The organism is Candidatus Nitrospira bockiana, from assembly GCF_965152565.1.
Window position 1 is genome coordinate 1,905,464 of the sequence record NZ_OZ224215.1, and the last position, 11,110, is coordinate 1,916,573.

An 11,110-nucleotide genomic window follows, 5' to 3' on the forward strand; every position below is an offset into this window, starting at 1 on the left:
CCGAACCTTAACCTCAACCTCAGCCTCAACCTTTCCTGATGACTGACCGCGGCTCCATCATCTATCTCGAAGGCGTCACCGTCGATTACGACGGGTTCAAGGCGCTGAACTGTCTCAACTTCATCGTCAATTACAACGAGCTGCGGGTCGTGATCGGCCCGAACGGGGCCGGCAAGACGACGCTGTTGGACGTGATCTCCGGGAAGACGAAGCCGGTGAGCGGCCGGGTCATCTTCGGCAAGGATACGGACCTGATCGGCTTGCGCGAGCACGAGATCGCGCAGCTCGGGATCGGCCGGAAGTTCCAAGCTCCGTCGATCTACGGCAACCTCACGGTCTGGGAAAACCTGGACCTCTCGCTCAGGCGGCCGAGCAAAGGCGTGATCGCGACGCTGCTCGGCACCTCGACGCCCGAGGAGCGGGAGAGGATCGGCATGACGCTGGAGACGATCGGCCTGAAGGAGAAAGCGCACGTGCGCGCGGGATCGCTCTCGCATGGTGAAAAGCAGTGGCTGGAAATCGGGATGGTGATCCTTCAGGACCCGGCCCTGCTGCTCGTCGATGAGCCGGTCGCCGGGATGACCGACCGCGAGACCGAGCAGACCGGGGTGCTGCTGCAGTCGCTGGCCGCCAGGCACGCGATCGTCGTGATCGAGCACGACATGGAATTCGTCCGGCAGATCGCGAGGACCGTCACCGTGCTGCACGAAGGGACGGTGCTGTGTGAGGGGCCGGTCGAGCAGATTCAATCCGATCCCCGTGTCGTCGAAATCTATCTCGGCCGTCACAAGGGGGCCCATGCTGCGGCTCGATAACCTGAACGTCTACTACGGCGAGAGCCATATCCTGCGGAACGTCTCGTTCTCGGTGGAGCCGGGCCAGGTCCTGTGTCTGATGGGGCGCAACGGGGTCGGCAAGACGACGACGCTCAAGACGATCATGGGTCTCTTGAAGCCCAAGGCCGGCCGCGTGCTGTTCGGGGAGGCGGACATCACGGGCGAGAGCCCGGACCGTCGCGTGAAGCGCGGCCTGGCCTATGTGCCGCAGGGACGAGAGATCCTGCCGCATTTGACGGTTCGGGAAAACCTGCGACTCGGGTTTTGGGCCCGGGCTGCCTCGGAGAACGGGGCGACCGAAAAGGCCGCGTACGAGGAGGTCTTCACTCTGTTCCCGAAGCTCACGACGCTGCTCGACCGCCCGGGCGGCGTGCTGAGCGGCGGCGAACAGCAGCAGTTGGCCATCGGCCGGGCGCTGCTCTCGAATCCGAAGGTCCTTCTCCTCGATGAGCCGACAGAAGGGATCCAGCCGTCGGTCATCGATCAGATCGAGGAAGTCATCCTCGGCTTCAAGGCGCAGCGGCGGTTTTCGATCGTGTTGGTCGAGCAGGGCGTGCAGTTCGCAGCGCGGCTTGCGGACGGCTACGTAATTATGGCAAAAGGAGCGGTGGTCGCGACGGGCAAGACCAGTGAGTTGAGTGCAGAGCAGGTGAAGCAGCATTTGGTGGTATGAGGGGGCCGCGGCGGGACCCGGGGCGTGCCGCCGGCTTCGCGTTGATGCGTGGGCGAGGGGCGGCAATTGGAGTCCGTCGTATTGGCCGGCTGCAACTATAAAGCTGCGGCCAAGGGCCGCAAGGCCGTCGCGATCGGCACGGCATCCGGCTGGTGAACGGGCCGCGCCCGCCACGCGAGAGCCGCTGCCCGCCCCGGGTCCCACCGCGGCGTCTATTGAGAGAGTGAGGAGTTTGAAAAGTGGGGAGATGGGAAAGGAAGGAGCAAGGGTGGCGGCGGGGCCGGGCTCGGCCGCCGGCTTCGCGGCGATGCGTGAGGGAGGGACGGCAGCTGGAGTGAGTCGTGTTGGCCGGCTGCGACTATGAAGCTGCGGCGAAACGCCGCAATGCCGTCGCACCCGGCACGGCATCCGGCTCGTGAACAGGCCGTGCCCGCCACGCGAGAGCCTCTGCCCGAGCCCGGTCCCGCCGCGGCATCCATTGAAGGGTTGGATTGGAAGAGTGGGGAGAGAGGGGGAAAAGAAGAAGAGTAAGGTTGCGGAAGAGAGAAGAATTGAGGTACGAGGGCAAGTGCGACATTTGAAGTGCTCTCAAACGTGAACTCTCGATGTAGCATGACATGCATCTGACTCCGCGGGAACAAGAGAAGCTGTTGATCTACGTCGCCGCGCAGGTGGCGAAGGACCGGAAGGCGCGCGGGCTCAAGTTGAACCATCCCGAGGCCATGGCCTATCTGACCGCCGAGATCCTCGAAGGGATTCGGGACGGACGGACGGTCTCGGAGCTGATGAGTTACGGCGCGACCCTGCTGAAGCGCGACGACGTGATGCCCGGGGTGCCGGAGATGATTCCGGAATTGCAGGTGGAAGGGACGTTTCCGGACGGGACGAAATTGGTGACGGTGCACCAGCCGATCCGATAGAGGCCATGAAAAAGAAAGCCACGAAGAATCAGAGCCCGGCTCGATCGGCGGCGAAGTCGAAAAGTGGGAAGCAACCGCTCGGCCGGCGCTCCGTAGACGACCTCGTGCCGAGCGCGGTCATCCCGGGCGAAATCCTCCTTGGCCAAGGCGACGTCGTGGCCTTCGAGGGCCGCGAGACGCGGGAGCTGCTCGTGGCGAACACCGGCGATCGGCCGATCCAGGTGGGGTCGCACTGTCACTTTTTCGAGGCGAATCGAGCCTTGCGGTTCGACCGAGAAAAAGCGTTCGGGTTTCGCCTGCAGGTGCCGGCCGGGACCGCGGTTCGGTTCGAGCCCGGGGAGGAGAAGCGCGTGACGTTGGTCTCGATCGCCGGCAACCGTGTCGCGTACGGTCTCAACGGCCTCACGAATGGCCGCCTCGACGACCCCACTATCAAAGCCGCCGCGCTGGCACGTGCCGGGGAGCAAGGATTTGGCGCCGACCGGTAGCAGTGTTGAGCGAAAGGAGAACCAGGCTGCTCAAACAGGTCATCCAACAAGGCCGCAGGTGAAGCCTCCACCGCAGGCGTAGCCGAAGGCTACGTTGAGGATGAGGCGAGCCGAGAACGCAGTTGGGGGCCTGTTTCAGCAGCCTGAAGAGATGAAGATTCCCCGCCGTCAATACGCCGACCTCTACGGCCCCACGGCCGGTGACCGCGTTCGGCTCGCCGATACCGACCTCATCATCGAGATCGAAAGGGATCTGACGACGCCGGGCGAGGAGGCGAAGTTCGGCGGCGGCAAAGTCGTCCGCGACGGGATGGGGCAGTCCCCGGCGGCGACCCGGGCCTCGGGTGCGCTCGATCTCGTGATCACCAACGCCGTCGTGCTCGACTACTGGGGGATCGTCAAAGCGGACATCGGGATCCGCGATGGCCGCATCGTCGGGATTGGGAAAGCCGGCAACGCGGACATGATGGCCGGGGTCACGCCGGGCATGGACATCGGGCCCGGGACCGAGGTGATCTCGGCGGAAGGCAAGATCGTCACGGCGGGAGGGCTCGATACTCACATTCATTTCATCTGCCCCCAGATCATCCAAGAAGGCTTGGCGGCCGGGCTGACCACGCTGATCGGCGGTGGAACGGGGCCGGCGACCGGGACGAACGCCACCACGTGCACCCCGGGGGCGTGGAACATCCATCGGATGCTGGAAGCCGCGGAGGGGTTTCCCATCAACCTCGGGTTCCTTGGGAAGGGCAACTCCTCGCTGCCCGATGGCCTGGGCGAGCAGGTCGAGGCGGGCGCGATCGGGCTGAAGTTGCACGAGGACTGGGGGACGACGCCGGCGGCGATTTCGACCTGTCTGGACGTCGCGGAGCAGTACGACGTCCAGGTGGCGATCCATACCGATACGTTGAACGAGGCCGGCTTCGTCGAGGACACGATCAAGGCGTTCAAGGGGCGCACGATCCATTCGTTTCATACCGAGGGCGCCGGGGGCGGCCATGCGCCGGACATCATCAAGGTGTGCGGCGAGTCGAACGTGCTGCCGTCCTCGACGAACCCGACGATGCCGTTCACCGTCAATACCATGGATGAGCACCTCGACATGCTGATGGTCTGCCATCACTTGAATCCCCGCGTGCCGGAGGATATCGCGTTCGCGGAATCGCGTATCCGCCGCGAGACCATTGCGGCCGAAGACATCCTGCACGACATGGGGGCCATCAGCATCATGTCGTCCGACTCCCAAGCGATGGGGCGGGTGGGCGAAGTGATCATGCGCACCTGGCAGACGGCGCACAAGATGAAGCTCCAGCGCGGCCCGCTCGAAGGATCCGGCCAGCAGGAACACGACAACTTGCGCGCCAAGCGCTACGTGGCCAAGTACACGATCAATCCGGCAATCACCCACGGCATCGCGCACGAGGTCGGCTCGATCGAGGCGGGAAAGCTAGCCGATCTCGTCATCTGGAAGCCGGCCTTCTTCGGGGTCAAGCCCGAGATCGTCGTCAAGGGCGGCTTTCCGGTGTCCGCGGCGATGGGCGATCCGAACGCCTCGATCCCGACCCCCCAGCCGGTCTACACCCGCCCGATGTTCGGCAGCTTCGGCCGGGCCCCGTTCGCGACGAGCGTGACCTTCGTCTCCCAGGCGGCGCTCGAGAGGGAGGTGCCCAAGTCGCTGCACCTCCAGAAGCGGGTCGTGGCCGTGAAGCGCTGCCGCGGCATCGCCAAGCGCGATTTGAAGCTGAATGACGCCTTGCCGCGAATCGAGGTCGACCCCGAGACGTACGAGGTCCGCGCCGACGGGCAGTTGCTCACGTGTGAGCCGCTGGCGATCCTGCCGATGGCCCAGCGGTACTTCTTGTTCTAGGGGCGGCAAAGGATCTGCAGGCATCTGCGTCGTTCTCGGCCCGAAAAACTCCTCGACGTATTCCAGCGAATACGCCTCCGGTTTTTTCGAGCCTGCGGCCTTGCATCCGCCCGCATCTCCTTCGCCTCGCAACGAAGGATGACTCGGACCAGCCTCCTGGGCGATGAAAAAGCCCTATGAGCGAGGAGCATGGCCGACCGACGAGCGGTGACGACGGTGAGCGGAACATGAAGACCACCTCCTTGTTGAGAGGGCTTCGCTTCATCGACAGCTTCTTCCCTTCGGGTGGGTTCGCCTTCTCCTCGGGATTGGAAGCGGCGGTGCACGCGGGAGCCGTACGAAACGGCGGCGAGCTCTCCCGCTATGTCGAGGATCTCCTCGTGCGCGGCATCGGGCCTTGTGACGGAGCGGCCGTCGGACGAGCCCACGAGGCGGGCGATCGCCGACGACCGGATCTGGCGATCGAGGCCGACCGGGAGCTGGACTCCCTGAAAGTCAGTCGGGAGTCGCGACAGGCGAGCCGGCAGATGGGCCGGCAGGTCGTTCGTCTGGCCTTCATGGAGCCGGCGACCAGCACGGTGAACGCGTTCCTTGCCGAAGTGGAAGCAGACCGGACGCCGGGCCATCTGGCGATCGCGATCGGGCTGACGTTGAGCGCGTGCGGCTGGAGCCGGGAGCAGGCGGTCGCGGGGTTCCTTTATCACACGGCGGTGGGGTTCGTCTCCGCTTCGTTCAAGCTGCTCCCGATCGGCCAGCGGGAGGGGCAGCGCCTGCTCGATTCCTGGGTGCCGCTCATCGAGGACCTGAGCCGGCAAGCGGCATCGACCTCACGGTTGACTGCCTGGTGTCCGGTGCAGGACGTCTATTCCATGCGGCACAGCCGGTTGACCTCCCGGTTGTTCAGATCCTAATCTCATGGCTGACAGCGTATCGCTGATTACTGACGGCTGTTCATGAGCGCGGAGCACCATCATCACGCAGGCGACCGGCCGACGCTCGCGCGGGCGCGTGGCGTTCCAGTCATCGGGATCGGCGGGCCGGTGGGGTCGGGAAAAACGGCGCTGGTCGAGGCTCTGTGCACGCGGCTTCGTGATCGCTACAGCCTGGGTGTCGTCACCAACGATATCTTCACCAAGGAAGACGCGGAGTTCCTGACCCGGCGCGGCGTGTTGCCGGCCGATCGGATTACCGGGGTCGAAACAGGCGGCTGCCCGCACACCGCGATCCGGGAAGACGCCTCCCATAATCAGGAGGCGATCGATGACCTCGTGAAGCGGCTTCCCGGAGTCCAGTTGTTGTTCGTCGAGAGCGGCGGGGACAACTTGGCGGCGACCTTCAGCCCCGAACTGGTCGATGCCGTCGTCTACGTGATCGACGTATCGGCCGGGGACAAGATTCCACGAAAAGGCGGCCCGGGCATCACGCGTTCCGACCTGCTGGTGATCAACAAGATGGACCTGGCTCCCTACGTGGGGGCCGACCTCGGGGTGATGGAACGCGACAGCCGACGGATGCGAGGCGATGCGCCGTTCGTCTTCACCAACCTCCGGTCCGGCGAAGGACTCTCCGAAGTCGTGCGGTGGGTCGAGGCGTTCGTCCAATCCCATTCGGCCCGCGCCCATGCCGTCTCCGCCCATCATTCCAGCTAGCGACGCCGGCCAGGTCGGCCGGGCCGGCGACATCTCGCTCGCGTTCGTCCGTGCAGCGGGGACTACCGTCCTCTCGGAGTCCCGCGCGTGTACCCCCTGGCATTTCCTCCCCCCCATGACCATGGACGACGGGGCGGCCTACGCCCTGCTGGTCAACCCGTCCGGTGGGCTCGTCGGCGGAGATCGGCTCGGGATTCGTGTCGCTCTGGGCCCCGAAACCCGCGTCCTCTGCTCCACCCCGTCGGCCAACCGGGTCTATCGGTCGCTTGGGGAGCGCGCCGACCAAGTCGTCGACCTCGAGGTGGCTGAGGGCGCCGTGCTCGAATGGGTGCCGGACCTGACCATTCCGTTTGCCGGCTCTCGGTACCGGCAACGCATGCGCGTTCGCCTCGGAGCGGGAGCCATGTTGCTCCTTTGGGATGCGTTTGCTTCCGGCAGGGTGGCACGAGGCGAGCGGTGGCGCTTTGCGACGTTCGAGAACGAGGTGGAGGTGAGCGTCACGTCGGGGTGGTGTGCCAGGGAGCGATATCGTCTGGATCCGGGCGGAGCGGGCTGGAATGTCGGACTTGCCGAGGACTGGGACTACGTCGGGTCGCTCTGGATCATCGGGGAGTCGATGGCGGAGGAGAAGCGAAAGGGGCTGGAGGACAGTCTGGCGGCGATCCTGGGAGATCGGCAGGGCCGGGTATTGGGAGGGGTGTCGGAGCCAGCCGTGCGAGGCCTGATCGTGAAATTCTTCGCGAAATCAGCCCCGGATTTTACTGCGTGTTTCGAAGCTTGCTGGGCGGCTGCTCGGGCACAATTATGGGGTCTCCCGCTCCCGGCCCTGCGACGCTATTAACTCACCAGATTCCAAGTCCCATCATCACCATACCGATGACAAGCCAACCAAAGACGCCGACGGCGATCAGAGTTTCGAGCGACATAGCGAGCTCCGTGACATCTGTATGTGCGTTCTGTACTGCAAAGCCAATGCCGACGAAAATTGTTTCCTGGAAAAGCGAAGGACGTCGAATACTGGAGCAGAGATTCTCAGTTTTGTCTGTTGTTTGCCCTCATTGGACAGTGAGTCCATTTTTGTACATCGGTGGCAAAATTTGTCACAGGGTGTGGCTGATCTGAAAGCACGTCCAGTATGAGCGTCGGGGGCAGCGCTGTTCGAGGATCTTCGAAACCTCTCGCGAGGCTTCACGGACCAGCGGGGTTGCCAGGGGAAGGGACGGTGGCCAAGAGGCCTTGCAGCATGGCGTTCAACTCGTCTTCGCTGTGCTGTGACTGAAGCGTCGCTTTGATTTGGTCCAGCAGCGCCGTCGACTCCGGACCCAATTCCCGAATGACGGCCGCAAGATTTCCCTGCTGCAGCTCGGTCTGGATTTGGGCGTCATCCAGTTTGCCTTCAGCCATACGTTGTTGCAGCAGCTCAGCGAGTTGTTGGATTTGAGCCACGAGCGCCGGTGACATCATCCCGAACGTCCCGGAGGTTTGGCCGTAGCCGTCGGGTTCGAGCGCCAGGAGGAGCATCATGAAGGCGATGATCGGCCCGAAGTGCTGCTTCGACATTTCAGGTTCTCCTCTCGTTGTCACGGAAGTATAGCAGGCGGCTTGGGTGGGCTCCGAGGAGCACCTCTTTCATCGAGATAGTGAAAGATTCGTAGAGATGATCAGGTAAAATAATCCGATTTGTCCGTTGATTATGGTCCTGCTATGTGCCTATTTTCCTCTCAATGCTTCCATCTACTCAGCGAATTAATGAATGCCAAATGACCGGTAAAAACAATTCCGCTTAATGCGCATTTATTCATAATTGTTGGATTGACAGCGACGACCCTGGTGGCCTACTTTAGCGCACGCCGGAATGCTGCCGGGAGAGGCACGTGACTTCCGACCGGTTCTCTCGAGCGGGAATTTCGAAGGGACTGCGCGGTGCATCGCGAGCTGTTTGGTTCCTGGCTCGAAGACTCGGACGGATAGCGTCGAGGACGTTGGCCGAGCGTCTTGACACGTTCACACTACAGGCCTGTTGGCAAAGGAGACAGCATGAACGATTTGATCGAGGGGGTTCGGAAATTGCTCACGGAGAAGGAAGCCTTGGCGCTCAAGGAACGTCGCCTGATCGAGAGCTTGAACCAGGTGCTTCAGAAAGTCGGCTATCAGATCGTGCCCAAGGCCGGAGCGGGCGCAACCGGGCGACGCCGCGGCCGGCCGCCGAAAATTCAATCTCTCGTGAACAACATCCCGAAGCGTCGTGGCCGGCCGCCGAAGCGGGCAGGTGCGAAGTGATGTCGTCATGCAGGACGAAGAAAAGGCGGTCAGAATCCAGGAATTCGGTCGCGGCGCGCGCGCCCTCTTGGAATTGCTCGAACGCGGCGAAGCGCTGACGGGAGTCCAGGAAAACACGGTCATCGACACGATTCACGCGCTACAGCTCGCGTACAACGACTGGTTCCGCCGGCAGCCCCATAAAGAACAGTCCTTCCCGGCTGACCAACAGTAACGCCTCCCGCCGGTATGGGGCGACTATGCCGCGCCACGTCACGCGCCGTCTGGTCGCGTGCCGCCGTTTTTGCTGCTGTAACAGACTTGTCAATGCGCTTGCCGCTGCACTGAGCCCCCCGCACGGTTGAGAACTCTTCTCCCGGCTCCCGCCACAGCTCGACGATTTGGGCCTTGACATGCTTGGGTAAGAATGGTAATGATAACAATTATCAATATCGACTCGACTTTCCAACGTGTCTCGCAACCGGGCCGAGCGATATTGATCACAAGATAGGCCAGAGACCTCGCGTCCCGAGCCCCAGCCCTGGCTGGGGCTTTTTGTTTTCACAAAGGTACATCCGAATCAGGAAGGGATCACCATGAATCATGGGGCTGAATTGACGGAGAGGTCGGAGTGCCCGCCTATAGGTCAATCTATCCCGGCGACCCTCGACTATGCCTTGGTCGAGGCACTGTTTCATGAGTATTGGTCGAAGCTCGCTTCTTGGCTGCATCGGATCGTCGGATGTCGCGACACGGCTGATGAGCTGACCCAAGAGGCGTATTTGCGGCTGGTCTCCGCCTCAGACGGTCAAGCGATCGACCACCCCCGCGCCTTTCTCTATCGGACCGCGAAGAATCTGGCGCTCGATCACCTTCGCAAAGGCAAAGTTCACGCGTTCCAGACGACCGGGCTCGAAGAGGCGCTGCATGTCCGAAGCGATCAGCCGTCCGCGGATCGTGTGCTGGCGGACAAAGAGCGGTTCGATCGATTCGTGGCGGCCCTCGAGACGATGCCCGTTCGATCACGAGAAGTCTTTGTTCTCCATCGAGCCCATGACCTCAGCTACCGCCAGATCGCCGAACGCCTGAACATTTCCGAGAGCGCGGTGGAGAAGAACATGATGCGCGCCCTCACGCACTGCCGGCGTGCAGTCGATGAAGGTATGCCGTCTAGGAAGCGCTGAAATTGTACTCACTGCTCCGGCCGGATATACTGTCCCCTCTAGCGCCACTGTCGAGGGGGCGTGGCAGGGTGCCCTATCCGTGTCCGAGCGAGAGTCCGTTTCCAGTCAGGGGGGTGACGATCAACCAGGCCGTATCTCGGACGAGGCCCTGGCGTGGCTCGTACGCCTTCGATCGCCCACGGTCTCCGACGAAGAGCGGAATCGATTCGAAGCATGGAAGAACGCGTCCCCGGCACACCAGGAGGCGTGGGCTCGAGCGTGGCGTCTCTGGAACGATCCTGAGCTGACGCGTGCCGTCGAGCGGATGGCCGGGAGCCAAGCTGGTTCGGCCCACGTCCCCTCTCACACGCCTATTTCCCCCAAAGTTGCTCTCGCTGGGATCCTCGTCTTCGTGTGCGTGGTCCTTGTTGCCGTCAAGACTCTCCGGACGCCAGCGCCTCAGTACTCCACGCGTCCGGGTCAGCAAGAGCACATCCGACTACCCGATGGGTCGGCGGTGATCTTGAACACCCGGACCGCCATGTCCATCGAGGTGACGCAGGAACACCGCTATGCCGACCTGTTCACCGGAGAAGCCGTGTTCGATGTCGCCCCGGATCCCAATCGTCCATTCGTGGTCCGCGGGCAGGGGGTTGCCGTTCACGCCGTCGGAACGAGGTTCAATGTTCGGATGGACGAAAGCGTCGATGTCACGGTGATCGAGGGCATGGTGGAGGTGACAGCCGGCGGACGAGACGCGCCGGTGTCGGCTTCTGCGGGAAAGCGGATCTCCGTGCGGCACGGCGTGATCGGCTCGCCGGAGCCTGTGAGTGCGGATGCGGCGATCGCATGGACTCATGGCCGGCTGGTGTTCGATCAAACCCCACTGGGCGTCGCGATCGCCGAGATCGCCCGATATCACGACGGGCGCATCTTCATGCTCGGGGATGTCGGCAGTCGGGTCACGGTGAGTGGAACCTATTTTCTCGAGGACCCCGAGAGAATTCTCGAGACCCTTGCCCAGACCCTTCCCATCCACCTCGTTCGTGTGACGAACCGCCTCTGCTTCGTCTATTGACACGCCGGCCCTGAGCCCTTCAGCAGCGCACCTCCCGCTGACTCGAGCGGTTCACGGTGGCACGTCAGCCCTTCCCCTTGATCGGCATCCAGTGCAGGACGCCAGTCGCCTCTCTCACGTCCTGAGCTCGGGGCGAGCCCGCCCGCCGCCTCCCTCTCCTGAACTTCCTCGATCCAT

Annotated in this window: 13 protein-coding genes; 12 read left to right on the forward strand and 1 reads right to left on the reverse strand. The window is 63.0% G+C overall.

The features are described 5' to 3' along the window. Positions 1–38: 38 nt before the first annotated feature. From urtD to ACWHYV_RS09590, 8 genes are all read left to right on the forward strand, one after another. Positions 39–815: an urea ABC transporter ATP-binding protein UrtD gene (urtD, locus tag ACWHYV_RS09555; protein WP_447980406.1), complete on the forward strand. Its 777-nt coding sequence runs from the start codon at positions 39–41 to the stop codon at positions 813–815. Then, entirely contained in the window at positions 799–1,509 is a 711-nt protein-coding gene (gene urtE, locus ACWHYV_RS09560) for an urea ABC transporter ATP-binding subunit UrtE (protein WP_447980407.1), read from the forward strand. Before urtD ends, urtE begins: the two co-directional genes overlap by 17 nt. A 617-nt stretch (positions 1,510–2,126) precedes the next feature. Further along, positions 2,127–2,429: an urease subunit gamma gene (locus tag ACWHYV_RS09565; protein WP_447980408.1), complete on the forward strand. Its 303-nt coding sequence runs from the start codon at positions 2,127–2,129 to the stop codon at positions 2,427–2,429. A 5-nt stretch (positions 2,430–2,434) separates the two neighbouring features. Then, entirely contained in the window at positions 2,435–2,917 is a 483-nt protein-coding gene (locus ACWHYV_RS09570; RefSeq protein ID WP_447980409.1) for an urease subunit beta, read from the forward strand. Between the two features lie 151 nt (positions 2,918–3,068). Beyond that, entirely contained in the window at positions 3,069–4,784 is a 1,716-nt protein-coding gene (gene ureC / locus ACWHYV_RS09575; protein WP_447980410.1) for an urease subunit alpha, read from the forward strand. Positions 4,785–5,011: 227 nt separating this feature from the next. Continuing rightward, positions 5,012–5,695, forward strand: coding sequence for an urease accessory protein UreF (locus ACWHYV_RS09580; RefSeq protein ID WP_447980411.1), 684 nt, complete (start codon positions 5,012–5,014; stop codon positions 5,693–5,695). A 42-nt stretch (positions 5,696–5,737) separates the two neighbouring features. Beyond that, positions 5,738–6,433 carry an urease accessory protein UreG gene (gene ureG, locus ACWHYV_RS09585; protein ID WP_447980412.1) on the forward strand — a complete coding sequence of 232 codons (696 nt, stop codon included), beginning with the start codon at positions 5,738–5,740 and terminating at the stop codon, positions 6,431–6,433. Further along, positions 6,405–7,274, forward strand: coding sequence for an urease accessory protein UreD (locus tag ACWHYV_RS09590; RefSeq protein WP_447980413.1), 870 nt, complete (start codon positions 6,405–6,407; stop codon positions 7,272–7,274). Before ureG ends, ACWHYV_RS09590 begins: the two co-directional genes overlap by 29 nt. A gap of 347 nt (positions 7,275–7,621) precedes the next feature. On the opposite strand, the gene ACWHYV_RS09595 is transcribed toward ACWHYV_RS09590, so the two are convergent. After that, positions 7,622–7,993, reverse strand: coding sequence for a hypothetical protein (locus ACWHYV_RS09595; protein WP_447980414.1), 372 nt, complete (start codon positions 7,991–7,993; stop codon positions 7,622–7,624). 477 nt (positions 7,994–8,470) lie between these two features. On the opposite strand from ACWHYV_RS09595, the gene ACWHYV_RS09600 reads away from it, so the two are divergent. The 4 genes from ACWHYV_RS09600 to ACWHYV_RS09615 all read left to right on the forward strand — a co-directional run bounded on the left by ACWHYV_RS09600 (position 8,471) and on the right by ACWHYV_RS09615 (position 10,933). After that, positions 8,471–8,713, forward strand: a complete 243-nt coding sequence (locus ACWHYV_RS09600; RefSeq protein ID WP_447980415.1) for a hypothetical protein — start codon at positions 8,471–8,473, stop codon at positions 8,711–8,713. Positions 8,714–8,720: 7 nt separating this feature from the next. After that, positions 8,721–8,927, forward strand: coding sequence for a hypothetical protein (locus ACWHYV_RS09605; RefSeq protein WP_447980416.1), 207 nt, complete (start codon positions 8,721–8,723; stop codon positions 8,925–8,927). Between the two features lie 442 nt (positions 8,928–9,369). Next, positions 9,370–9,876, forward strand: coding sequence for an RNA polymerase sigma factor (locus tag ACWHYV_RS09610; protein ID WP_447980417.1), 507 nt, complete (start codon positions 9,370–9,372; stop codon positions 9,874–9,876). Further along, the gene (locus ACWHYV_RS09615) at positions 9,848–10,933 is read left to right on the forward strand and encodes a FecR family protein (RefSeq protein ID WP_447980418.1); all 1,086 of its coding nucleotides are present in this window, start codon (positions 9,848–9,850) and stop codon (positions 10,931–10,933) included. Before ACWHYV_RS09610 ends, ACWHYV_RS09615 begins: the two co-directional genes overlap by 29 nt. Positions 10,934–11,110 lie beyond the last annotated feature (177 nt).